The 23,362-nt window shown below is 69.7% G+C and carries 25 protein-coding genes; 18 read left to right on the top strand and 7 right to left on the bottom strand.

All coding sequences use genetic code 11. From position 1 onward, the window contains the following. Window positions 1-28: 28 nt before the first annotated feature. The 4 genes from AB0M48_RS19850 to AB0M48_RS19835 all read left to right on the top strand — a co-directional run bounded on the left by AB0M48_RS19850 (window position 29) and on the right by AB0M48_RS19835 (window position 3,377). A complete protein-coding gene (locus tag AB0M48_RS19850) occupies window positions 29-925 on the top strand; it encodes a hypothetical protein (protein WP_363843763.1) in 897 nt (298 codons plus the stop codon). Window positions 926-1,006: 81 nt separating this feature from the next. Continuing rightward, the gene (locus tag AB0M48_RS19845) at window positions 1,007-1,603 is read left to right on the top strand and encodes a response regulator transcription factor (protein ID WP_030471988.1); all 597 of its coding nucleotides are present in this window, start codon (window positions 1,007-1,009) and stop codon (window positions 1,601-1,603) included. Between the two features lie 307 nt (window positions 1,604-1,910). Further along, the gene (locus AB0M48_RS19840) at window positions 1,911-2,483 is read left to right on the top strand and encodes a sigma-70 family RNA polymerase sigma factor (RefSeq protein WP_030478366.1); all 573 of its coding nucleotides are present in this window, start codon (window positions 1,911-1,913) and stop codon (window positions 2,481-2,483) included. Then, window positions 2,484-3,377 carry an anti-sigma-D factor RsdA gene (locus tag AB0M48_RS19835; protein WP_363843760.1) on the top strand — a complete coding sequence of 298 codons (894 nt, stop codon included), beginning with the start codon at window positions 2,484-2,486 and terminating at the stop codon, window positions 3,375-3,377. A 119-nt stretch (window positions 3,378-3,496) separates the two neighbouring features. On the opposite strand, the gene AB0M48_RS19830 is transcribed toward AB0M48_RS19835, so the two are convergent. Beyond that, window positions 3,497-3,880 carry a DUF5319 domain-containing protein gene (locus tag AB0M48_RS19830; RefSeq protein ID WP_245982735.1) on the bottom strand — a complete coding sequence of 128 codons (384 nt, stop codon included), beginning with the start codon at window positions 3,878-3,880 and terminating at the stop codon, window positions 3,497-3,499. A 142-nt stretch (window positions 3,881-4,022) separates the two neighbouring features. On the opposite strand from AB0M48_RS19830, the gene guaB reads away from it, so the two are divergent. The 10 genes from guaB (at window position 4,023) to AB0M48_RS19780 (ending at window position 13,548) form a co-directional block, all read left to right on the top strand. After that, the gene (gene guaB, locus AB0M48_RS19825) at window positions 4,023-5,534 is read left to right on the top strand and encodes an IMP dehydrogenase (RefSeq protein WP_363843756.1); all 1,512 of its coding nucleotides are present in this window, start codon (window positions 4,023-4,025) and stop codon (window positions 5,532-5,534) included. A 53-nt stretch (window positions 5,535-5,587) separates the two neighbouring features. Then, window positions 5,588-6,721, top strand: a complete 1,134-nt coding sequence (locus AB0M48_RS19820) for a GuaB3 family IMP dehydrogenase-related protein (protein WP_363843753.1) — start codon at window positions 5,588-5,590, stop codon at window positions 6,719-6,721. 61 nt (window positions 6,722-6,782) lie between these two features. Further along, the gene (locus AB0M48_RS19815; RefSeq protein WP_363843750.1) at window positions 6,783-7,130 is read left to right on the top strand and encodes a hypothetical protein; all 348 of its coding nucleotides are present in this window, start codon (window positions 6,783-6,785) and stop codon (window positions 7,128-7,130) included. A 39-nt stretch (window positions 7,131-7,169) separates the two neighbouring features. After that, the gene (locus AB0M48_RS19810; RefSeq protein WP_363843747.1) at window positions 7,170-7,394 is read left to right on the top strand and encodes a hypothetical protein; all 225 of its coding nucleotides are present in this window, start codon (window positions 7,170-7,172) and stop codon (window positions 7,392-7,394) included. A gap of 54 nt (window positions 7,395-7,448) precedes the next feature. Further along, entirely contained in the window at window positions 7,449-7,757 is a 309-nt protein-coding gene (locus tag AB0M48_RS19805) for a hypothetical protein (RefSeq protein WP_363843744.1), read from the top strand. Window positions 7,758-7,880: 123 nt separating this feature from the next. Then, window positions 7,881-8,201 carry a hypothetical protein gene (locus AB0M48_RS19800; protein ID WP_363843741.1) on the top strand — a complete coding sequence of 107 codons (321 nt, stop codon included), beginning with the start codon at window positions 7,881-7,883 and terminating at the stop codon, window positions 8,199-8,201. A 33-nt stretch (window positions 8,202-8,234) separates the two neighbouring features. Beyond that, entirely contained in the window at window positions 8,235-9,911 is a 1,677-nt protein-coding gene (locus AB0M48_RS19795; protein ID WP_363843738.1) for a GMC family oxidoreductase, read from the top strand. A gap of 12 nt (window positions 9,912-9,923) precedes the next feature. After that, window positions 9,924-10,883, top strand: a complete 960-nt coding sequence (locus tag AB0M48_RS19790) for an MBL fold metallo-hydrolase (RefSeq protein ID WP_363843735.1) — start codon at window positions 9,924-9,926, stop codon at window positions 10,881-10,883. Next, entirely contained in the window at window positions 10,880-12,145 is a 1,266-nt protein-coding gene (locus AB0M48_RS19785; protein WP_363843732.1) for an FAD-dependent monooxygenase, read from the top strand. Before AB0M48_RS19790 ends, AB0M48_RS19785 begins: the two co-directional genes overlap by 4 nt. A gap of 83 nt (window positions 12,146-12,228) precedes the next feature. Next, entirely contained in the window at window positions 12,229-13,548 is a 1,320-nt protein-coding gene (locus AB0M48_RS19780; RefSeq protein WP_363843729.1) for an FAD-binding oxidoreductase, read from the top strand. Between the two features lie 159 nt (window positions 13,549-13,707). Here the strand turns inward: AB0M48_RS19780 and AB0M48_RS19775 are convergent, their stop codons facing one another. Both AB0M48_RS19775 and AB0M48_RS19770 read right to left on the bottom strand, forming a co-directional pair. Beyond that, window positions 13,708-15,153 (bottom strand): aldehyde dehydrogenase family protein, encoded by a 1,446-nt coding sequence (locus tag AB0M48_RS19775; RefSeq protein ID WP_363843726.1) that lies wholly within the window; start codon window positions 15,151-15,153, stop codon window positions 13,708-13,710. Window positions 15,154-15,198: 45 nt separating this feature from the next. Beyond that, entirely contained in the window at window positions 15,199-15,900 is a 702-nt protein-coding gene (locus AB0M48_RS19770) for an aminoglycoside phosphotransferase family protein (protein WP_363843723.1), read from the bottom strand. A gap of 19 nt (window positions 15,901-15,919) precedes the next feature. Between AB0M48_RS19770 and guaA the strand changes: the two genes are divergently transcribed. After that, complete coding sequence (gene guaA / locus AB0M48_RS19765) at window positions 15,920-17,479, top strand: glutamine-hydrolyzing GMP synthase (protein WP_363843720.1); 1,560 nt, start codon at window positions 15,920-15,922, stop codon at window positions 17,477-17,479. Window positions 17,480-17,517: 38 nt separating this feature from the next. Here guaA and AB0M48_RS19760 read toward each other — a convergent pair whose 3' ends face one another. Next, complete coding sequence (locus AB0M48_RS19760; protein ID WP_363843717.1) at window positions 17,518-17,709, bottom strand: hypothetical protein; 192 nt, start codon at window positions 17,707-17,709, stop codon at window positions 17,518-17,520. After that, window positions 17,702-18,886: a PspC domain-containing protein gene (locus tag AB0M48_RS19755; RefSeq protein ID WP_363843714.1), complete on the bottom strand. Its 1,185-nt coding sequence runs from the start codon at window positions 18,884-18,886 to the stop codon at window positions 17,702-17,704. The genes AB0M48_RS19760 and AB0M48_RS19755 overlap by 8 nt, the downstream gene beginning before the upstream one ends. A 132-nt stretch (window positions 18,887-19,018) precedes the next feature. Here AB0M48_RS19755 and AB0M48_RS19750 point away from each other — a divergent pair, with 132 nt between their 5' ends. The 3 genes from AB0M48_RS19750 to AB0M48_RS19740 are packed head-to-tail and all read left to right on the top strand — an operon-like array spanning window position 19,019 to window position 21,422. Next, window positions 19,019-20,188, top strand: a complete 1,170-nt coding sequence (locus tag AB0M48_RS19750; protein WP_363844004.1) for a PspC domain-containing protein — start codon at window positions 19,019-19,021, stop codon at window positions 20,186-20,188. Next, entirely contained in the window at window positions 20,185-20,835 is a 651-nt protein-coding gene (locus AB0M48_RS19745; RefSeq protein ID WP_090067146.1) for a response regulator transcription factor, read from the top strand. The genes AB0M48_RS19750 and AB0M48_RS19745 overlap by 4 nt, the downstream gene beginning before the upstream one ends. Before the next feature lie 5 nt (window positions 20,836-20,840). After that, window positions 20,841-21,422 carry a hypothetical protein gene (locus AB0M48_RS19740; protein WP_363843711.1) on the top strand — a complete coding sequence of 194 codons (582 nt, stop codon included), beginning with the start codon at window positions 20,841-20,843 and terminating at the stop codon, window positions 21,420-21,422. Here AB0M48_RS19740 and AB0M48_RS19735 read toward each other — a convergent pair. Beyond that, complete coding sequence (locus tag AB0M48_RS19735; protein ID WP_363843708.1) at window positions 21,415-22,713, bottom strand: serine/threonine-protein kinase; 1,299 nt, start codon at window positions 22,711-22,713, stop codon at window positions 21,415-21,417. The genes AB0M48_RS19740 and AB0M48_RS19735 overlap by 8 nt on opposite strands. A 226-nt stretch (window positions 22,714-22,939) precedes the next feature. After that, window positions 22,940-23,359, bottom strand: coding sequence for an SsgA family sporulation/cell division regulator (locus AB0M48_RS19730; protein ID WP_266043839.1), 420 nt, complete (start codon window positions 23,357-23,359; stop codon window positions 22,940-22,942). Window positions 23,360-23,362 lie beyond the last annotated feature (3 nt).

Genomic DNA, 23,362 nt, shown 5'->3' with positions numbered 1-23,362 from the left:
CCCGGTGCCTGGCGGCACACTCCTCACCGTGACCGAAGACGAGCTGCTCCGAGCCGCGTTCGGCGACTCACCCGACCTCGACGTCTGGCCCGCCCTCGCGGCGCCGAGTGCCAGGACCAGGTGGCTCGCGGCGGTCGTCCTGGGTGGTCAGGGCCACTACGCGGCGGCCGCCACCGTGCTGGACGCACTCCGTCACGACCCGGATCAGGTGATCGCGTCCCTGTCCCTCTCGACTCGCGCGTCGCACCACCGTCAGCTAGGAGCCCACCACCTCGCCCGTGCCCTCGACGGCGCCGCCCTCGCGCGCGTCCCGTCAGCGGGAGAGAGCGACCCCGACGGGATCGACGCCTCGGGTGCCCGGACGGACGCCCTGCTCGGTCTCGCCGCCGATTCGCTCGGTGCTCAACGCCTGAACGAGGCCCGCGGGTTGCTCGCACGAGTTGAGACGCGCTCATGGCGGAGTGAGGCTCGCAGGGGCTGGGTGTCCGCGGAGATCGAGCTGGCGGACGGTCGCGCGGACGCCGCCGTGGCACCCGCGGAGGCGGCGTACGGCGTAGCGACGAGCAGAAAGGCGCTGCGGCACGAGCTCAAATCGGCACTCGTTCTGGGCACCTCGCTGGTCGTGTGGGGGACCCCCGACGGCCTGCACCGCGGAGTTGAACTGGTCGAGTGTGAGCTAAATCACAGCGCTGAGAAGGGACTTCAGCCGTTGATCTGGCCGAGCGCTCTTGTCCTGGCGGGCCATGCCCCCACGGTGGGCGCAAGCGCCATCGACCGGGCGACGGAGGCTCTGAGCTGCGTGTTACGCAGAGCTGATCCTGTCAGCCGACAGGTCGCCCTTGATTCCCCGTGGGTGCCGACCGGGCTGCTCCGTTCCGGGGAACCCCCGAACGCAGACCCTCAGGCGAACTTCTTGACGGATTAAGCACCGGATCGTGTCAAGGTTTGGCCGCGAGCGTCCGATAGGGGAGATGGAACGTCACTCGGCTGCAGGAAAGGAGTCCCCGTGACCACGGTCCTTATTTGCGACGACCGGCGCAGTGTGCGGGAGGGTCTCACCCGCGTGATGTCGGCTGTCCCCGGGGTTAGCCGCATCGACTGCGTAGCGCACGGTGACGAGTTGTTGGCTCGCTTTTCAAGGCAGCCGGTCGACGTCGTCCTGGTGGGAACCCAGCGCGCCGTCCCGACCGGGGTTGAAGCAACCCGTCGGCTCGTCTCTGCGAATCCGCAGGCAAACGTCATCGTCTTCGGCGCACCCGACGACGCCGGGAGCATCGCCGCGGCGATCGCCGGCGGTGCCCGCGGCTACCTGAGGTGGGACGCGTCGCGTCCCGAGCTTGTGGCAGCCCTCGCGCACACGCTCGCCAGCACCTCGGTGCCGGCGCCTCGTCAGCCCTCCGACCCCGGCGTGCAGCTCACGGAGCGCGAGCTCCAGGTGCTGCGGGGCATGAGCCAGGGCAAGAGCAACGGCCAGATCGGCCGCGAGCTCTACCTGTCGGAGGACACGGTGAAGACGCACGCACGTCGTCTCTTCCGCAAGCTCGGTGTTCGTGACCGCGCTCAGGCGGTCGCACACGGCTTCCGGCGAGGCCTCGTCCAGTAGTCGCTCTTGCCGCACCGGCCCCGCGTCCTCATATGCCGCATGTGGGGAAGCGGGGCCGGTGGCGTGAGACGGCTCGCCCGTGCAAGTGGTGGTCCTCAAGTCGCGCCTTTAGTCCAGCCCGGTGACAATGTCGCCGGGCTGTCATCCGTTCGGGCGTGCCCGCTGTTCACTCGGGGTGTCCATACCCCACCTATGAACAGAAGGCCTGAAGACCGGTACGGTGAAGCTGCTGCAACGGGTCGCTGTGAGTGACTCGTGCTGTTTCATGTCGGTACGCCAACAAGTAACACCAGGGCTGTTGTCTGCGATGACCAACTTGGGGGACGGACTGGACGCCGAAGTGGGCGCGGCCGTCGACGGCGACCGCCAGGCGATCGAACGCCTGCTGGCCTCCATTCGTCCTCTGGTGGTGCGGTACTGCCGCGCCCGAGTCGGCAGGCAGGAACGAAGCTTCGCTTCGGCGGACGATGTGGCCCAGGAGGTGTGTCTCGCGGTGCTCACGGCATTGCCCAGCTACCGCGATCAGGGTCGGCCCTTCCTCGCGTTCGTCTACGGGATCGCGGCACACAAGGTGGCCGATGCACATCGGTCCGCCGCCAGGAACCGCTCAGAGCCCGTTCCCGAAGTTCCCGACGCGCCGGAGACCGAAGCTGGTCCGGAGCAGCGGGCCATGCAGGGAGAACTCTCCGGCCGGATGGCTGTGTTGCTGCGTGTCCTGCCGGAGAAGCAGCGGGAGATCCTGTTGTTGAGGGTGGTGGTCGGACTCTCCGCCGAGGAAACTGCCGAGGCGGTCGGTTCGACGCCGGGTGCGGTCCGGGTGGCGCAACATCGTGCGCTGGCCCGGCTCCGCAAATCGCTGGCAGCGGAGGAGGTGGTCTGAGTGGCCGACGAACACGGAAAGGACGACGAGCAAGTGCGCGGACAGGACGATAGAGCCCCGCACGAACCCGTCGCTGACGATCTTTCGGCTGTACAGGCCGATGACAGGCTGCTGGACGCACTGGGGTCTGCGACTCCGGGCGCGGCCGGCTCCCTGGGCGACGACGACCTGAACGCGTTGCTGCTCGCATGGCGCAACGAGGTGGAGACGGAGCCGTTCGGCGAACTCGTCGACACCGACACCGCCATCGCCACGATCCAGGCTGCCCGCCCGCAGCCGGTGAGCAGGCACCGCTTCCTGATCCCGCTGGCGAGTGCCGCGGCGGTCCTGGCCATCGCCTTCACCGGCGTGAGCCTCGTCGCCCGCGACGCCCAGCCCGGCGACGCGCTGTGGGGTCTCACGCGAGTGCTCTACTCCGAGCACGCGAAGTCGATCGAAGCCGCGGCCATCATCAGCGGCGACCTCGACGCGGCGCGGCTCGCGTTGCGCGAGGGCAAGGTCGACGAGGCGCGCGAGAAGCTGAACAAGATCGGCGCCACCCTTGACTCGGTGTCCACGGACGACGGCAAGGAGAAGCTCGAGGAGAAGCACAAGGAGCTCGAAAAGGAGCTCGACACCAACACCTCGACCGTGCCGCCCACCTCGACGCCTCCGCCGGTGACGCAGCCGAGCCAGTCCACGCAGCCGTCGACGCCGTCGACACCGTCGGCCGAGCCGTCGACCACCCAGCCGTCCACGCCGCCGTCGTCGGAGACCCCCGCGCCGCCGACGTCGAACGGCGAGAACCCGCCGCCTCCACCGCCGCCGCCGGACCCCGGTACGGAGAACCCGGGTTCGACCGGCACGAACGGCGAGTCCACCGGGCAGTCGGTCGAGAGCACCGGCTCCAACTGAGACGCAGTGTGAACGGCCCCTGATCTTTCGAGGTCAGGGGCCGTTCACATGCTCAGGCGTTCACACGTCGGGTGGAATGTGACCAGAGGTGCGTCCGACCTCACAGCAGCGCTGCGAGGTCAGCGGGCCGACTCCGTCGCCGTCACGCCGTCCGCGTACCCGCGGCAGTACTCCCAGCTCACGTAGGCGCCGGGGTTCGGGTCGAAGGCCGGCTCGTGCGGGCGCATGCGGCCGTCGGCGAGCAGCTGCTCCAGTGAGGCTCGCAACAGTGCCCAGTCGTGGTAGTGCGGTTCCTGGCACTCGCCGCAGTCCACGACGATGCCCCGGACGCCTCTGTGTTCGAGCAGCGCTTGGTACACGGCGAGGTCGGCCAGGTCGCTGACCAGCTCTGTTCGCTCGTCTTCATCCATCGGGGGATGGTCGTGGTCGGGCTCGCCCAGAGAGAGTGCGGGGTCCTCTGGGTCGCCTTCGAAGGGGTCTGGTGGCAACGCGTCGTGCGGCACGACCCCGCACGGTACCCGCCGTACCCCCGGGGGCGTCCAGATACCATGGGTCGCACCGCCTCCGCCTGCGGAAACTGGACACGCAGGACCTCAAAAGGGCAGGCAGAGCGCAGACCGCACGACGGAAGGCATGTCACCCGCTATGACCAGCGAGCTCAACGCTGATGGAGTCCCGAGCAAGTTCGCCATGCTGGGACTGACCTTCGACGACGTGCTCCTGCTGCCTGCCGAGTCGGACGTCGTCCCGAGTGGCGTCGACACGAGCACCAGGATCTCGCGCAACATCACCCTGAAGATTCCGCTGGCCAGCGCCGCGATGGACACGGTCACCGAGGGCCGGATGGCCATCTCGATGGCGCGTCAGGGCGGCATCGGTGTGCTGCACCGCAACCTGAGCATCGAGGACCAGGCCCGCCAGGCCGAGACCGTCAAGCGGTCCGAGGCCGGCATGGTCACCGACCCGGTCACGTGTTCGCCCGATGCCACGCTGGCCGAGGTGGACGCGCTGTGCGCCCGCTACCGCATCTCCGGCGTGCCGGTGACCGACGAGAACAACAAGCTCGTCGGCATCATCACGAACCGCGACATGCGCTTCGAGCTCGACCACTCCAAGCGGGTGATCGAGGTCATGACCAAGGGCCCGCTGGTCACGGCCCAGGTCGGTGTGTCCGCGGAGGCCGCGCTCGGCCTGCTGCGCCGCCACAAGGTCGAGAAGCTGCCGATCGTCGACGGCGACGGCAAGCTCAAGGGCCTGATCACGGTCAAGGACTTCGTCAAGACCGAGCAGTACCCGATGGCCACCAAGGACCCGGACGGCCGCCTGCTGTGCGCCGCCGCCGTCGGCGTGGGCGAGGACTCGTTCATCCGCGCGATGACGCTCGCCGAGGCGGGCGTCGACGTGCTGATGGTCGACACGGCGCACGGTCACTCGCGCGGCGTGCTGGAGATGGTCGCCCGCATCAAGAAGGAGCTCGGCGACTCGGCGGACGTCGTCGGCGGCAACGTCGCGACGCGCGCCGGTGCCCAGGCCCTCGTCGACGCGGGTGCGGACGGCGTGAAGGTCGGTGTCGGTCCCGGCTCGATCTGCACCACGCGCGTCGTCGCCGGTGTCGGTGTGCCGCAGATCTCCGCGATCTACGAGGCCTCCCTGGCCTGCAACCCGGCCGGCGTGCCGGTGATCGGTGACGGCGGCATCCAGTACTCCGGCGACATCGCCAAGGCCATCGCGGCCGGCGCGTCCGCCGTGATGCTGGGCTCGCTGCTCGCGGGCACCCAGGAGGCGCCCGGCGACCTGATCCTGGTCAGCGGCAAGCAGTTCAAGACCTACCGCGGCATGGGCTCGCTTGCCGCCATGCAGTCCCGTGGCGAGAACAAGTCGTTCTCGAAGGACCGCTACTTCCAGGACGACGTGCTCAACGAGGACAAGCTCGTCCCCGAGGGCATCGAGGGCCGCACGCCGTTCCGCGGTCCGCTGTCGCAGGTCGTGCACCAGCTCAACGGCGGTCTGCGCGCGGCGATGGGCTACACGGGCTCCCACACGATCGCCGAGCTGCAGCAGCAGCAGCTCGTGCGCATCACCGCGGCGGGCCTGAAGGAAAGCCACCCGCACGACATCACGATGACCGTCGAGGCCCCGAACTACACCACCCGTTAGAGTCTGCGCGCCCGTTCAAAGGGCTGTTCAAGAGCTTGGGAGAGGAACCACAGGTGCGCGATCTGGTCGAGATCGGCATGGGCCGGACCGCGAGGCGGGCCTACGAGCTGGACGACATCGAGATCATCCCGTCGCGTCGGACGAGGTCGTCGAAGGACGTCTCCACGACGTGGCAGATCGATGCCTACCGCTTCGACATCCCGCTGATCACCCACCCGACCGACGCCATCGTGTCGCCGGGCACGGCGGTCGCGGTCGGCGAGCTCGGCGGCCTCGGTGTGCTCAACGCCGAGGGTCTCTGGGCGCGGCACAGCGACGTGGACGAGGCGTTGTTCCGCCTGGTCCAGGCGACCGAGGACAGCGAGGACCCGGCCGCCGCGGTGAAGGTGCTGCAGGAGCTGCACGCCGCCCCGCTGCGGATGGACCTGATCGCCGCGGCGGTCAAGCAGATCCGCGACTCGGGCGTCACCGTCGCGGTCCGCGTCAGCCCGCAGCGCGCTGCGGAGCTCACCCCGGACCTGCTGGCCGCGGGCGTCGAGATCCTGGTCGTGCAGGGCACGATCATCTCGGCCGAGCACGTGAGCCGTGGCGGTGAGCCGCTGAACCTGAAGTCGTTCATCGCGGACCTCGACATCCCGGTGATCGCCGGCGGTGTCGGTGACTACCGCACCGCCATGCACCTCATGCGCACCGGCGCGGCGGGCGTGATCGTCGGCTACGGCTACGCGCCCGGCGTCACGACCACCGACTCGGTGCTGGGCATCGGCGTGCCGATGGCCACCGCGATCGCCGACGCCGCGGCCGCACGCCGCGACTACCTCGACGAGACCGGCGGCCGCTACGTGCACGTCATCGCCGACGGCGGCGTCACGACCTCGGGCGACGTGGCGAAGTCCATCGCCTGCGGTGCTGACGCCGTGATGCTCGGCGAGCCGCTGGCCGCCGCGACCGAGGCACCGGGCCAGGGCCTGTACTGGACGGCGGCGTCCGCGCACCCGTCCGTGCCGCGCAGCCTCGTCGCCGACGCGGTGGACCAGGAGCTCGACCTGCGCAAGCTGCTGTTCGGCCCATCCGCCGACCCGCGCGGCGTGACGAACCTGTTCGGCGCGCTGAAGAGGGCGATGGCCAAGACCGGCTACTCCGACCTCAAGGAGTTCCAGAAGGTCGGCCTGACGATCCGCGGCTGATCCCGTTCGACGTCGAGGGGCGCGTTCCAGCCGGGACGCGCCCCTCTGCTTTGCTGGCGACGTGCCGCTCGTCGAGGTCAACTACGCACCCCACGTCCCCCACGCGGTGCTGGAGCAACTCGCGTCGATGCTCCCGCACGCCGTGTCCGTGGCGGTGGAGTGCCCGGAGGAGCCCTACGACGGCGACCTCCAGCCCGGCGACGTCGACCTGCGCTTCCGGCCGCGCGGCCCGTTCGACTCGACCGGCATGGACATCGTCGTCGAGGTCCGCTCGAAGTACTTCGAGAGCCGCGCCGCCAACCGCCAAGATCGCGTCGATGCCCTGTGCACGGCCATCGCCGAGGCCACGGGCCTCGCTGACGTGGGCGTTTACCTGAGCCTCCCGATCGCCGCATGGGCCCAAACCTGATCTTGCAACCAGACGGCCATCCCGTGCGTCCTTTTGTGCGTGGAATTGGATGACTTGTTCGGCAACGGCAAGAACAGCGATGTGGACACGATCGACCCGGACGCCGAGGTCCAGGAGTTCGAGGTCGACGAAGCGCCCGAGGAGGACGAGGGCGTCGGCGGCATCGGCTGGAAGATGCTGACCCTGTTCGTCTGCGGCGGCCTGGTGATCACCGCGCTGGCCGTGGCCTTCATGGTCTGGGTCATCGAGGGTCTGGTGCTCTGAGTCGACGGGTGCGCCTGCCCGCGCACCCTCGACTTACTGTCGAGATTCCTGCCCGTGGACGCACTCAACGAGGCTCGCGAACTGACCGTCGGCGAAGCCACCAAACGCGGCGTTGCCGGCCTGATCACCGACGTCGAGAAATGCGGTCCGGTGGCCGTCGCCCGGCATGGCCGCCGAGTCGTCGCTGTCGTTCCGATGAGTCGCCTGACCGAACTCGCCGAGGCGGCGGCAGATTTGAGCGAGCTGGCGAAGTCGGCGGCCGCCCCCGGTCGGCTCACCTCCTTCGACGACGTGCTGGCGGCGTTCGGACACACCCGTGAGTCGCTGGCGGCGGTGGAGGACGACGACTCGCTTGATGGCTGAAGCACCGATCCGACTCCTGTTCGACGACCTGGAGGCTGGGTAGCTGCTCGAAGGTGAGCTGACCAGCTTGCGGAGGCCGATGCGGCAGTCGACGGCGGATCGTCTGCCAGACGGCTGTCGACCGTGGACGGCCGTCGAGGCCAGGTGTACCCCGAGGCCTGTGTCTACGCCGAGGCGTCGGCGAGAGTCGCGTCGATGGCCGACGAGGGCTCCACGCTGGCCAAGCTGGCCGACGTCATCGGAAGGCTCGGTCGCCTGGCGGGCGACGTGGTCGTGGAAGAGGTCCCGCCGCGCGAACCGGTGCCCGACTGGCTGGCGCAGCGTCTCGTGCACACCGCGGGGATCCCTCCAGTGCAGGTCGCGGCCCTGAGCCTGGAACAGGCAGTCGACCTCTGGACCGATTTCACGAGCGCGTCCCGCCCGTCTGAACCGATAGGGGACTAGGCGTTACCGGAAGTAACGCCTACTCTCCGATCCATGGGTGAACTCGCCGGTAACTTCGATGTCGTCATCGTCGGCTCCGGGTTCGGTGGCAGCGTGGCCGCGCTCCGCCTGACCGAGAAGGGCTACCGCGTCGCCGTGCTGGAGGCGGGGCGCCGGTTCGCCGACGACGAGTTCGCCAAGACCAGCTGGAACCTCCGCAAGTACCTGTGGGCGCCGCAGCTCAAGTGCTTCGGCATCCAGCGCATCCACCTGCTGCGCAACGTCATGGTGCTCGCGGGGGCGGGCGTCGGCGGCGGCAGCCTCGTCTACGCGAACACGCTGTACCGGCCGCTCAAGCCGTTCTACGAGGACAGGCAGTGGGCGCACATCACCGACTGGCAGGACGAGCTGGAGCCGTTCTACGACCAGGCGAGCCGGATGCTGGGTGTCGTCACGAACCCCACCACGACCCCGAGCGACGTCGTCATGCAGAAGGTCGCGAAGGACATGGGTGTCGAGGACAGCTACCACGCGACGCCCGTCGGCGTGTTCTTCGGCGAGCCGGGCAAGAAGGCGGCCGACCCGTACTTCGGTGGTGCCGGGCCGGAGCGCACCGGCTGCACCGAGTGCGGCGGTTGCATGTCGGGCTGCCGGGTCGGCGCCAAGAACACGCTGGTCAAGAACTACCTCTACCTCGCGGAGAAGCTCGGCGCCCAGGTCTTCCCGCTGACCACGGTCACGCGGCTCAGCGAGGACAACGGCACCTGGACCGTCGACACCAGGGCGACCGGCGGGAAGGCGACCAGGACGTTCACGGCGGACCAGGTCGTGATCGCCGCCGGCACGTGGGGCACCCAGCAGCTCCTGCACCAGGCGAAGGCGAGCACCCTGCCGAAGATCTCTCCCAAGCTCGGCGAGCTCACCCGCACCAACTCCGAGTCGATCATCGGCGCCGCCCGCTACACGGTCGACCCGGACAACGACTTCACGCAGGGCGTCGCGATCACCAGCTCCATCCACCCCGACGAGATCACGCACATCGAGCCCGTCCGGTACGGCAAGGGCAGCAACGCCATGGGCATGCTGCAGACCCTCGCCACGGACGGCGCGCTGAGCACGCCGCGGTGGCTGCAGTTCATCAAGCAGGCGGTCCGGCACCCGCTGCGGCTGCTCCGGCTGCTGAGCGTGCACCGGTGGAGCGAGCGGACCGTGATCCTGCTGGTCATGCAGAGCCTCGACAACTCCATCACCACGTTCCTCAAGCGCGGCAAGCTCACCAGCAAGCAGGGTCACGGTGAGCCGAACCCGGCGTTCATCCCCGCCGGTCACGAGGCGAACCTGCTGGCCGCCAAGCACATCGACGGCATGGCCGGCGGCACGTGGGGCGAGCTGTTCAACATCCCGCTGACCGCGCACTTCATCGGCGGCTGCGCGATCGCGAGCGGTGAGGAGCAGGGCGTGATCGACCCGTACCACCGGGTCTTCAACTACCCCGGACTGTCCGTTGTGGACGGTTCGGCGATCAGCGCGAACCTCGGCGTGAACCCGAGCCTCACCATCACCGCGCAGGCCGAGCGGGCGTTCTCGCTGTGGCCGAACAAGGGCGAGCAGGACCAGCGGCCCGCGCAGGACCAGCCCTACCGGCGGATCAACCCGACGAAGCCGAAGAACCCGGCGGTTCCCGATCAAGCTCCAGCCGCTTTGCGGTTGCCGATCGTGAAGGCCTCCTGACACGGTGGAGGCATGGCCAACAAGCCGTTCGCGTCCAGCGCCGACCTCGCGCCCAAGGACGAGGTGTTCATCGAACTCGCCGAGGGCGTCTACACCCTGACCGCCGAAGGCGACCCCAACGTTGCGGCCATCGAGGCCGAGGACTTCCTGATCTGCTTCGAGGCACGCGCCACCCCGGCGGCGGCCAGGAGGTGGCTGGCGCAGCTGCGCAAGCACACCAGAAAGCCGGTCCGGTACCTCGTGCTCAGCCACTACCACGCCGTCCGCACGCTCGGGGCCAGCGCGTTCGAGGCACAGGAGATCGTCGCCCACGAGATGACGCGGGTGCTGATCGCCGAACGGGGGCAGCAGGACTGGGAGAGCGAGTTCGGCCGCATGCCGCGGCTGTTCGAACAGCCCGGGGAGATCCCCGGCCTGACGTGGCCGACGCTGACGTTCTCCGACCGCATGACGATCCCGCTCGGCGGCGAGCGGGGCGACCTGGTGCTGCAGTTCCTCGGGCGCGGGCACACGGCCGGCGACATCGTGGCGTGGCTGCCGCAGCAACGCATCCTGTTCGCGGGTGACCTGGTCGAGTCGCAGGCCGCGCTCTACACCGGTGACGCGTTCCACGACGAGTGGGCGACGTCCACTTTGGACGAAGTCGAGGACCTGGGCGCCGAGGTCCTGGTCGGCGGCCGCGGCAAGGTCGCGCGCGACCGCATCGAGGTCGAGGCCGCGATCAACCAGAGCAGGCACTTCCTCAACGAACTGCGCCGCACGGTCGGCAGCGTCCACGCCGAGGGCGGCACGCTCAAGCAAGCCTTCGAACTGGCGCACAGGACGCTCCAGGCCCGCTACGGCCGCTGGCCGATCTTCGAGCACTGCCTGCCGTTCGACGTGAAGCGCTACTGGGACGAGTGCGACGGCAAGGACTGGCCGGAGATCTGGACCGCCGAACGCGACCGCGCCGTCTGGGACGCCCTGCAATGACGGTCCTGGTGGTCGGCGCCGGGCCGGTGGGGCTGGCGTCGGCGCTGTTCCTCGCGAGAGCCGGCGTGCCGAGCATCGTCCTGGAGAAGGAACCGAAGCGTGCGCAGACGGGCAGCCGCTCGATCTGCGTCCAGCGCGACGTCCTGGAGATCCTGGAACGGATCGGCGTCGGGCAAGCCGTCGCCGACGCGGGCGTCACCTGGTACACCGGCCGCACCTACCACCGCGACCGCGAGGTGCTCACCCTGACGTTCCCGGAGGCCAAGGGTTTCCCGCCGTTCGTGAACACCCCGCAGACCGTCGTCGAACAGCTGCTGGAGGAACGGGTCCGCGCCGAACCGCTGATCGAACTGCGCTACGGCCACGCTCTCGAAGCCCTCACCCAGAGCGAAGAGGGAGTGTCCACACAGGATGGAATAAGTGCCACGCACTGCATCGCGGCGGACGGCGTGCACTCCACGGTGAGACGGCTCCTGAACATCCCGTTCGAGGGCTTCTCGTTCGACGACAGGTTCATCATCGCCGACGTTCGCGTCGACCTGGACTTCGAGACGCCCGAGCGCCGCTTCTACTTCGACCCGCCGTGGAATCCCGGTCGCCAGGTCCTGCTGCACCCGCAACCGAACGGTGTCTGGCGGATCGACTGGCAGGTCGCCGAGGACGTCGAGCTCACCGACGCCCACGTCCGCGCGATCGTCGGTGACAAGCCGTACGAGATCGTCTGGCAGTCCACCTACCGCTTCCACCAGCGCAGGGCCACGAAGCTCCGCGACAACAAGGTTCTGCTCGCCGGGGACGCGGCGCACGTCATGAGCCCGTTCGGCGCCCGTGGCCTGAACTCCGGCATCTGCGACGCCGACAACGCCGCCTGGAAGATCGCAGCCGACCGGAGAGGCGAGGCGGGCCCGCACCTCCTCGCCTCCTACGACACCGAACGCGGCGCTGCCGCCGACGAGAACCTCCGCATCACCGGCGACACCATGCGGTTCCTCGTGCCGGGCACTCCCGAGGAACGCGCGCACCGGCAGCAGGCGCTCGAATCCGCCGAGGGCATCGACTCGGGCAAGCTCTTCACCCCGTTCTCCTACGAGAACTCCCCGCTGACGACGGACGGCGGCGAGCTGATCCCGAACTCCCGCACCGCGGGGCCGGGCTTCACGACGAGGGACGGGTGGCTGATCAGGCCGGACGGGCACGTCGCCGCACACCGTTGCGACGAACAGGTGAAACGGCGTGCGCTCGGCTGGCAGGGCAACCGATGACCAGAGCCGGACGTGCTCTCGTCATGGGGGTAAACAGGCGAACTTTCCTGCAGGGGACCGCACTCGGCGTCGCAAGCTTGGGGATGGGCACCGCGACGGCCGCAGCAGCCGGCACCAACTGGGCGAAGCTGCGCAGGAGGCTGGGCGACCGGCTCGTGCTGCCACAGGACCCGGGGTACGACGAGCTCCGCGTGCCGTGGAACACGATCTACGCGCACCGCAGGCCGGCCGCGATAGCGAGGTGCGTCCGGCCGGAGGACGTGCAGGCGTGCCTGGACTTCGCGTCGCACGAACGCATCCCGGTCGCCGCCCGCAGCGGCAAGCACAGCTACGCGGCCTACTCGCTGCCCGAGAACGGCCTGGTCGTCGACCTCGCGGCGATGTCGGCGGTGGCCGTCTCCGGCACCCGCGCGCGGATCGGTGCGGGCACACAGCTCCTGCCCGTCTACGAGGCGATCGGCGCCGCGGGCCAGGCCCTGCCCGCCGGGACGTGCCGCTCGGTCGGCATCAGCGGGCTCGCGCTCGGCGGCGGCATCAGCGTGCTCGGCCGCAAGTACGGCCTCACGAGCGACCACCTGGTCAGCGCCAGGATCGTCACGCCGGACGGATGCCTGCGCACCGCCTCCGCGCACTCCGAACCCGACCTGTACTGGGCGTTGCGCGGCGGTGGCGGCGGCAACTTCGGGATCGTCACGGAGTTCACCTTCCGCACCGATCCCGCGCCCGGCCTGACCGTGTTCAAGCTCGTCTACCCGGCGGGGGCGGCGGCAGACGCGCTGGACGCGTGGCAGGAGTGGATGGCCCAGGCACCCGACGAGCTGTGGTCGAACTGCACGTTCGAGTCGGGCACGACGTCGCCCACGAACATCGGCGGCGTGTACGTGGGGCCGGAGAAGGACCTGCTGCCGTTGCTGGACAGGATGCCGGCCGCGCCGCGCACCGTTCAGGGGATGGGCTACCTGGAGACGATGCGCTACTACGCGGGGAACCCAGGGCCGGGCTTCCGGTTCGCGGCGTCGTCGCGCATGCTCCGCCACCACGTGCCAGGTGGACGGGTCGCGGACCTCATGGAGGAGCAGCGCGACGGGGCGATCCTGTTCGACTCGTTCGGCGGCGCGCTCGCCAGGGTCGCGCCGGACGCCACGGCGTTCCCGCACCGCGACGCCCGTGCCAGTGCCCAGATCTTCTTCGGTGCGGGTGACAGGACCGAAGCCGAGGCACGCCGCGTGCTCGCGGAGGTGCGGGACGGGCTCGGCGCGGGCAACACCGGGTACGTGAACTACATCGACCCGGAGATGCCCGACTGGCCGACCGCCTACTACGGCCGCAACCTCGCGCGACTCAGGAAGGTCGCGCGACGGTACGACCCGGACCGCGTGCTGGCGTTCCCGCAGGGGCTATAGGGCGTGTCCCGTAAGTCTCGTCCGCGATAGTCGCGGCCGAGGGCCCCGGAGACGGCACCGCCGCAAAGCCCGAATACGCCCGGTATGAGGGCACTGCGGCGGCACCGCCTCCGGAACTCTCGACCGTGACTCTCATCGAACGGACTTACGGGACACGCCCTAGAGCTGGATCCCGGTCAGCACGGTCACCCGTTCCTCGGTGAAGTCCTCCATCGCCGACCGGACGCCCTCGCGCCCGGTGCCCGACCCCTTCACGCCGCCGTACGGCATCTGGTCGGCGCGGTAGGACGGCACGTCACCGATGATCACGCCGCCGACCTCCAGTTCGGCCGCGGCCTCGAACGCCACCTGCACGTCACGGGTGAACACCCCGGCCTGCAGCCCGTACTTGGAGTCGTTGGCCTGCGCGAACGCGTCCTCGACGCCGTCCGCGACCGACACCACGAGCACCGGCCCGAAGATCTCCTCGGTCCACACCTTGGCGGTCTTCGGCACGTCCGTCAGCACGGTCGGCTCGACCGTCGCCCCGGTCCGCTTGCCGCCGAGCAGCACCTTCGCGCCGACGTCGGTGGCCATGTTGACCCATTCCTCGACGCGCCGGGCGTTGTCCTCGTCGACCAGAGGCCCGACCTCGACCTCGGGGTCGTGCGGGTCGCCGGTCTTCAGCGCGGCAACGGCTTCCACGAGCTTCGGCACGAACTCGTCCGCCCTGGAGCGGTCCACGATCACCCGCTGCACGGCGATGCACGACTGCCCGGCCTGGTAGTTGCCGAACGTCGCGATGCGCTGCGCCGCGTGGTCCAGGTCCGTCCAGTCGGGACAGATGATGGCGGCCGCGTTGGAACCCAGCTCCATCACGACGTGCTTGCGCGGCGCGGCTTCCATCAACGACCAGCCGACCTTCGTGGACCCGGTGAACGAGATCACCGGCAGCCGCTCGTCCTTGACCAGGACGTCCATGTCCTTGCCGCGCACGGGAAGGACTGAGAACGCGCCCTCGGGCAGATCGGTCTCGGCCAGGATCTCGCCCAGCAGCAACGAGCTCAGCGGCGTGGCGGAGGCGGGCTTCACGATCACCGGCGCACCCACCGCGAGCGCCGGCGCGACCTTGTGCGCCACCAGGTTCAGCGGGAAGTTGAACGGCGCCACGGCCAGCACCGGCCCGCGCGGCACGTGCCGGACGATCGCCATCCGCCCCACGCCACCGGCATCGGTGTCGAGGCGCTGCAACCCACCGGTGAACCGGCGCGCCTCCTCCGCGGCGAAGCGGAACGTGTTGACCGCGCGCTGCACCTCGATCTCGGCCCACTTCAGCGGCTTGCCGTTCTCGGCGGTGATCGTCTCGGCGATCTCCTCGGCGCGTTCGGCCAGCGCCCGCGACACCTGCAGCAGCGCCTCGGCCCGCACGTGCGCGGGTGTTCGCCGGAACTCCTTCGCGACGGCCGCCGCCGCCGCGATCGCGCGTTCCACCTGGTCTCTGCCCGGCACGGCCACCGAGGCGACCGCAGTGCCGTCGAACGGGTGGAAGACCTCTAGCGCCTGCTCGCCCTGCTCGGGGCGGCCGGCGACCCAGCACGGCCTGGGTTGCGGCGTGAACGCGTCCATGAGACTCACGTTAAGCCCTATTGGCCTGCACGTACCGACACACTCCTAGAAGACGAAGTCGGTTTGGTCCCCAAAACGGGCTCCGCCGGTTTTGGGGACCAAACCGACGAGTCCCAAGTAGTGCTCGTCATGCCGTTCGGCTCGCTGGAGCACGAACGCCGGATGTTTCCGAATCGTCTGGATCATGTCGTCCAGCCGGATCAGCACGTGCTCGGCCACGTACTCGATTCCGTACGTCTCGCAGAACAGCCGGGTGCGCCGTTCGCGGTCGTCCGGCAGCGCCAGCACGAACTGGATCAGCGCCCAGCTCACGTCCCACCAGCGCGGACCCGGATGTGCGCCGTCCCAGTCGAACACCCCGACCGGCATCCCGTCCGCGAACACGATGTTGTACGGCGCGAAGTCGCCGTGCAGCACCACCTCAACGGGCTCCCTGGCGGCGAACTGCCACCCGTTCAGCTCGCCGACAAGCGGGGCCGTGGCGTCGTGCAGCCGCCGCAGCAGCAGCGCTGATTCGATCAACGTCTTGTCCCCCGAAGGGGGCACGTGGCCAACGTCACCGGGCAGGTAGCTGAGCAGTTCGTGCTCCGCGTCGAGCCCGAGCGGAACCGGCGCGATCCCCAGAGGCGCCAAGCGTCGCAACAACTCGTGCACCCGCGGCGCCCACGGCCCGGCCGGTCGTCGCACCGCGTCACCCACCCTGAACACCTGGTTCAGCCCGCCACCGGTCAGCAGTTCACCGTCCACGCATGAGATCCTTGGCGACGTGTCCGACACCAGCAACCGCCCTGTTCTCGTCGTCGACTTCGGCGCCCAGTACGCGCAGCTGATCGCCCGCCGCGTGCGCGAGGCCCAGGTCTACTCCGAGGTCGTTCCGCACACCGCGGCCGTCAGCGAGATCCTCGACAAGAACCCGCTGGCCATCGTGCTGTCCGGTGGCCCGTCGAGCGTGTACGAGGAGAACGCCCCGCAGGTCGACCCGAAGCTGTTCGAGACCGGCGTCCCGGTCTTCGGCATCTGCTACGGCTTCCAGGCGATGGCACGCGCACTTGGCGGCGCGGTTGAACAGACCGGCACCCGCGAGTACGGCCGCACGGACCTGAGCGTGCCGACCGAGGGCGGCTCGCTGCACCAGGAGCTCCCCGCGAGCCACCCGGTGTGGATGAGCCACGGCGACGCCGTCACCAAGGCGCCCGAGGGCTTCACCGTCACCGCGACCAGCGAGGGCGCGCCGGTCGCCGCGTTCGAGGACACCGAGCGCCGCTTCGCCGGCGTGCAGTACCACCCCGAGGTGCACCACTCGCCGCACGGCCAGGAGGTGCTGCGCCGGTTCCTGCACGAGATCGCGGGCATCCGTCCGCAGTGGACCACGTCGTCCATCGTGGACGAGCAGGTCTCGCGGATCCGCGAGCAGATCGGTGACGGCAAGGCGATCTGCGGCCTGTCCGGCGGCGTCGACTCCGCCGTCGCGGCCGCTCTGGTCCAGCGCGCCATCGGCGACCGCCTCACGTGCGTCTTCGTCGACCACGGCCTGCTGCGCTCCGGCGAGCGCGCCCAGGTCGAGCGCGACTACGTCGCCGCCACGGGCATCCGCCTGGTGACCGTCGACGCGCGCGAGCGGTTCCTCAACGCGCTGGCCGGCGTCACGGACCCGGAGGAGAAGCGCAAGATCATCGGCCGTGAGTTCATCCGCGTGTTCGAGCAGGCCGAGCGCGACCTCAAGGCCGAGGGCGACTACAAGTTCTTGGTCCAGGGCACGCTGTACCCGGACGTCGTCGAGTCCGGCGGCGGCGCGGGCACCGCGAACATCAAGTCGCACCACAACGTCGGCGGCCTGCCGGACGACCTGCAGTTCGAGCTGGTCGAGCCGCTGCGCGCGCTGTTCAAGGACGAGGTCCGCCGCGTCGGCACCGAGCTCGGCCTGCCCGAGACGATCGTGCAGCGCCAGCCGTTCCCCGGCCCGGGCCTCGGCATCCGCATCATCGGCGAGGTCACCCAGGACCGCCTCGACACGCTGCGCCAGGCCGACGCCATCGCCCGCGAGGAGCTGACCCTGGCCGGTCTCGACCGGCAGATCTGGCAGTGCCCGGTCGTGCTGCTCGCGGACGTCCGCAGCGTCGGCGTCCAGGGCGACGGCCGCACCTACGGCCACCCGATCGTGCTGCGCCCGGTGTCGTCCGAGGACGCGATGACCGCGGACTGGACGCGTCTGCCGTACGAGGTGCTGGAGCGGATCTCGACCCGGATCACCAACGAGGTGGCGGAGGTCAACCGCGTGGTGCTGGACGTGACGTCCAAGCCGCCGGGCACCATCGAGTGGGAATGACATGAAGAAAGGCCCCGGGAGACCGGGGCCTTTCCAGTTCAGTGGCTCTTGCGCCGCAGCGAGTTCGTCAACAGCACCAGGCCGACCACGATGGCCGTTCCCCCGAGCGCCCACCGCAGGTCGAACCAGAACGACCCGTTGCTCAGCACGTAGGCCGCCATCAGCCCGCCGGCGAGCCCGAACACCAGCGTCACGGGGTCGATCCGCCTGCGCATCCCCTGCTCAGTCACGGAGCACCTTCACCTCTCCGACGCTCGCCTGCACGTCGAGCTCGATCTTCAGGCCACCCTCGCCGTTCTCGCCGAGGTCCTTGCCGCTGACGTCCACCCTGCTGCCCTCCGCCTGCTTGCCGAGGCAGTCGAGCTCGCCGATGGACGAGGCCTCGCACCGGTACGTCACGTCCGCGTTCTTCGGTACGTGCACCCGCACCTCGCCGAGCTCCACCTCGATCGCGGTCCGCACCTCGCCGGAGTCCGGCAGCTGCCGCAGGTCGAGCGTGACGCTGCCGACGCTCGTCTCGTACCGGTCGCGGACGTTCTCGATGGTCTTGGGCGTCTCGTTGAAGCTGCTCATCTTGGAGGGACTGCCGTCGAAGTCGAGGGCGGTCAGGCCGAAGCCGACCACGGACAACGGGACCAGCAGCCAGATCAGGCCGCGGCCACCGCCGGTGAACGACCCGATCAGCAGGCCCGCCGCCAGCACCGCGATCAGCAGGCCGACGGTGTGCGCCACGGTGAACCACGGCGCCCAGACACCCGCGATCGCGGATCCGGCGATCACCAGCGTCGCGATACCGAGTGTCATCAGTCCGACGCGCGGATTGCGCGGCCGGCGCACCGGCGGCTGGGGCGTCGGGGCGGGCGCGGGTTCGGGCAGGTCCCAGGCGAACGGCGCGGCGCCCAGCGGGTCCCAGGCCGGCGCTCCCGGTGCCGGTGGCACGGGCGCGGGTTCGGTCAGCGTGGCGGCCGGTTGCAGGTGCCCGCGGTTCTTCTGCAGCAGGTAGATGCACGCGATCGTCGCGGCCAGCGTCACGAAGACCTCGAACCCGCTGTTGCCCCCGAAGGTGAACGCGAGCGCGGGGAACATCAGGATGCCCAGCAGCACCGTCTGACCGTGCGACATCGAGCTGGAGCCCTTGCTGATCAGCGCCTCCAGCGGCGAGGTCGCGTCCCCCTCCTCGGGCAGCAGCAACCAGCCGGCGAGGTACACCGGCACGCCGACGCCACCCGACAGCGCGAGTGCGACGAACGCGATCCGGACGATCACCGGGTCGATCTGGTAGCGCAGGGCGATACCGGTGGCGACACCACCGGCTTTGCGACCTGCACGGGGCCGCACCGGACGGTGGGCCCAGAACTCTCTGAGCGTGTCCGCCACGCCCTGCATTGCCTTCTCAGTCCCGCTCACGACGACAAGGTTGCGCTGTCACGCCTGGAACCACATCAGGGACCAGCCCTGATTCGCGGAACCGGGGTCATCCCTGATGAACAACGCGGCATGACGTGTGACGATCAGTTTGTGAGTGCACGCATTGAGCCGATGCGCCGTCGACGCACCGGCCGGGTGGTCGCGGGCGTCGCGAGCGGACTGGCCGACCATCTCGGCGCCCCCGTCTTCTGGGTGCGCGCGATCTTCGCCGTGCTCGGCGCGTTCAGCGGGGCCGGGATCATCGCCTACGCGTTGCTCTGGATGTTCGTCCCGCAGTCGGCGGTGGTGGAGCCGGAGACGGAGAAGGACCGCAAGGAGTGGCAGCAGGCCGTGGGCCTCGCCGCCCTCGGCATCGGCGTCGCGGTGTTCACCGGCCTGCTCGGGGGAGCGTGGAGCGGGTGGATCACCGGGCCGATCGCCGTCGCACTGATCGGTGCCGCCGTCGTGTGGCGTGAGGCGGACGAGGCACAGCGCCGCCGCTGGAGGGACGGGGCCTTCTCGCAGGGCAAGACTGGGATCGTGCGGACGGTCGCGGGCGGCGCGCTGGTCGTGGCGGGGGTCGCCGCGTTCCTCGTGGCGAACGACTCCATCCAGAACCTCTCGACCGTCATGCTCTCCGTGCTGGCGACGTTGATCGGTGTCGCGGTGCTGACCGTGCCGCTGTGGATGCGGCTGGTGCGCGATCTCGACTCGGAACGCCGTGCGCGCATCCGCACCGAGGAACGTGCCGAGATCGCCGCCCACCTGCACGACTCGGTGTTGCAGACGCTGGCCCTGATCCAGAAGCAGTCCGAGTCGCCGCGCGAGGTCAAGCGCCTGGCCCGCAGCCAGGAACGCGAGCTGCGCAGCTGGCTCTACGGCCGTGAGGTGGGCGAACTGCCGCACTCCATGAGCGTCGCGATCGCCCAGGCGTGCGCGGAGGTGGAGGACGACTTCGCCATCGCCGTCTCCCAGGTCGTGGTCGGCGACTGCGAGCTGGAGGACGGAATGTTCGCTCTCGTCCAGGCGTCGAAGGAGGCGATGGTCAACGCGGCCAAGCACGCGGGGGTGGCCGAGGTCAGCGTCTACGCCGAGGTCGAGCCGGAGAAGGTGACGGTGTTCGTGCGCGACCGCGGCAAGGGATTCGACCCCGACGCGGTGCCCGAGGACCGGCATGGCCTCGCGGGCAGCATCCGGGGGAGAATGACCAGGCACGGCGGGGAGGTGCGACTGCGCACGGCTCCGGGAGAGGGGACCGAGGTGCAGCTCGAGATGCCGAGGAAGTTGGAGGCCAGGACATGAGCGTCAGGGTGTTCCTGGTGGACGACCACGCGTTGTTCCGCGCGGGGGTCAAGGCGGAGCTCGACACCATCACCGACGAGGTGGACGTGGTCGGCGAGGCGGGCAGCGTCGGCGAGGCGGTGGCGGGCATCGCGCACCACAAGCCGGACGTCGTGCTGCTGGACGTGCACATGCCCGACGGCGGCGGCGCCGAGGTGCTGCGGCAGATCCGGACCAAGATCCCCGAGGTCACGTTCCTCGCCCTGTCGGTCTCCGACGCGGCCGAGGACGTCATCAACGTCATCCGCGCCGGTGCGCGCGGGTACGTGACGAAGACGATCTCCAGCCAGGAGCTGGTCAGGGCCGTCGTGCGGGTCTCGGAGGGCGACGCGGTGTTCTCGCCGCGCCTGGCGGGGTTCGTGCTGGACGCGTTCGCCGACCGGCCGGGTGCCGCGCCGATCAGCGACCCCGAGCTCGACCTGCTGACGCCGCGCGAACGTGACGTCCTGCGGCTCCTCGCGCGTGGGTACGCCTACAAGGAGATCGCGTCCGAGCTGTTCATCAGCGTCAAGACGGTGGAGACGCACGTGTCGAGCGTCCTGCGGAAGACCCAGCTGTCCAACCGGTACGAACTCTCCCGCTGGGCCACTGATCGCAGGCTGGTCTGACGGACTTGGTCACGAAGGTCGCCCGCGGCGCCACCGAGGTGCTGGCGCCGTGGGTCTGGGTGGTTCTGCTGCCGTTCGCGGTCGCGGCGGCCACGGAGAGCTTCTGGAAGACGCTGCTGTGGGGGTTCGTGGTCGCCTTGACGGCGTCCGTCATCCCGATGGCCGTCATCGTGCGTGGCGCCCGCAAGGGCAAGTGGGACGGTCACCACGTCACGAACCGTGAGGGCAGGCTCGTCCCGCTGGTCACGGCGGGCGCGTCGCTGGCGGCCGGCACGGTGATCATGGTTCTGGGCGGCGCGCCGCGAAACATGCTCGCACTGGCGGGGAGCATGTTCGCCTCGCTGCTCGTCAGCATGGTGATCACGTTCGGGGCGAAGTGGAAGATCTCGCTGCACGCCGCCGTGGCGTGGGCCGCCGTGGTGACGCTGGCGGTCGTCCACGGCCCGTGGTGGCTGCTTCTCGCGCTGCCCGCCGCGTTCGTGGCGTGGTCCCGCGTCGAACTCGGCGACCACACGACGGCGCAGGTGCTGGCCGGGTCCGTGATGGGCGTGGTCGTCGGCGGCGGCAGCTTCTGGCTGCTCAGCTGATCTGCGTGATGCTGGTGAGCCGCATCTCGTTGTTGACGGCGGCGACCTCGGCCTCGTAGACGCCGTTCTTCTGCTCGCCCAGGTCCGTCTGCAGTGCCAGGTCGAACGTCACCACCCAGTTCGGGCCGTGCGAGCGGACGGGCACGCTGGACAGGGAGCACCTGACCGAGGAGTAGCCCTTCCACCGCGCCACGTACTTCTCCTGCGGCTCGGTCGCCCGTTCGTAGAGGTTGCGCCACGCCACGTCGGGGTGGGCGGGGAGCTGGCCGTAGTGGTCGAGCACGAACCCGGCCGCCTCACTCGCGGTGAAGTAGCGGGGCTGCGGCTGCTTCGTCTGGAAGTCCGACTGGTGGACAGGGGTGCCGCCGCCTCCGCCCTGGGTGCCGTTCCAGTACGCGGCGGCCGCGCCACCGCCGATCGCCAGCACCGCGATGACGGCCAGGATCACCAGGATCCGCTTGTTCGGCGCCTTGCGTCCCGATTTCTGCTGCGGGATCTCCAGCGGCTGCGACGGCTGCGGCTCGGCGCCCAGCAGATCGGCGGCCTCCTGCGCGGTCGGCCGGTCCTTCGGGTCCTGCGAGAGCAGCCGCATCAGCAACGGGGTGAGCTCGCCGGCGTTCTCGGGATCGCGGAGCTGCCCGCTGGCCGCGCGGTAGATGAGGCCGAAGCTGTTGTCGCTCGGCCCGAAGACGGACTCGCCCTCGATCGCCGTGTAGATCATGGCGCCGAGCGAGAACACGTCCGACGCCTCGTCGGGCTGCTCGCCGCGCGCCACCTCGGGTGCGAGGTAGGCGGGGGTGCCCGAGATCATGCCGGTGTCGGTCATCGTGCCGTCGCCGGCTGCCTTGGAGATGCCGAAGTCGGTGAGCTTGACCGTGCCGTCGTGGCCGATCAGGACGTTGCCCGGCTTGACGTCGCGGTGGACCAGTCCGGCGGTGTGCGCCGCCGCCAGTGCCGAGGCGACCTTGGCCCCGATGCTCGCCGCCTGGGCCGGCTTGAGCGGCCCGCGCTCGGCGATCAGAGCCGAGAGGCTGTGCGACGGCAGGTACTCCATGACGATCCACGGCTCTTCGTCGTCGCTGCCCACGACGTCGAACACCCCGATGGCGTGCTGGTGGTGCAGTCGAGCGGCGTTGCGCGCCTCCCGCATCGCCCGCGGGTGGTCACCGGTGATGAGCTCCTTGACCGCCACCTCGCGGGCCAGCACCTCGTCCCGTGCTCGCCAGACCACCCCCATCGCACCGCTGCCGATGCGCTCCAGCAGAGTGTAGCGGCCCCCGATGGTTGTCACACCGTGAGACTAATCAATCGCGCAGACGTGCATCTGCGGTTCCCCGCTCGGAGAGTGGTGCAGATCGCGCCGAGTCAGTCCGCCGGTGGGGACTCGTGTCTGGAACCTTCTCGGCATCACCGCTGGTCCTGGCCGGTCTCCGGTGACGAGCTGGTCGGCCACGCTGCCCCGCGTGCCGGCACCTCGCCCCGCGCCCGTACGACCACCCCGGACCATCACCAGGGGACTAGTCGATCGTCGAGACCAGCTTCTGCAGCTCCCGGTCGAAGTCGATCCACAGGTCCTCTTCGCCCGGCTGGACGACGTCGTAGGAGCTGTCCAGGAACTCCGCCACGTCCTCGGCGACGGCGCTGAGGATGGCGAACCCGGTCGGCGCGTTCAGCTCGACCAGGACGCGCTCCGGGTCGTCGGAGGCGGGCCGCACCAGGATGTCGCCCTCACCGGACGGCGTCAGCAGGCCGTCGGCCAGCAGGTCGCGGGCGAACATCCACTCGACGCGGCCGGAGCCGGTGAAGAAGACGATCGCGACCGCGTAGGGGTCCTCCGGGTCGTAGACGAGTTCGGCCTCGACCGGCGCGGGAGCCGCTCCGGGGGCCAACAACTGAAAAGTCGTCCGGGTGGTGACCTTCAGGTTGTCGTTGTTCATGTC

It is taken from the genome of Lentzea sp. NPDC051208 (genome assembly GCF_040682435.1).
Lineage (GTDB): Bacteria > Actinomycetota > Actinomycetes > Mycobacteriales > Pseudonocardiaceae > Lentzea > Lentzea kristufekii.
The sequence above is the reverse complement of the archived record's forward strand: the minus strand, read 5'-3'. Positions and strand labels throughout refer to the sequence as shown.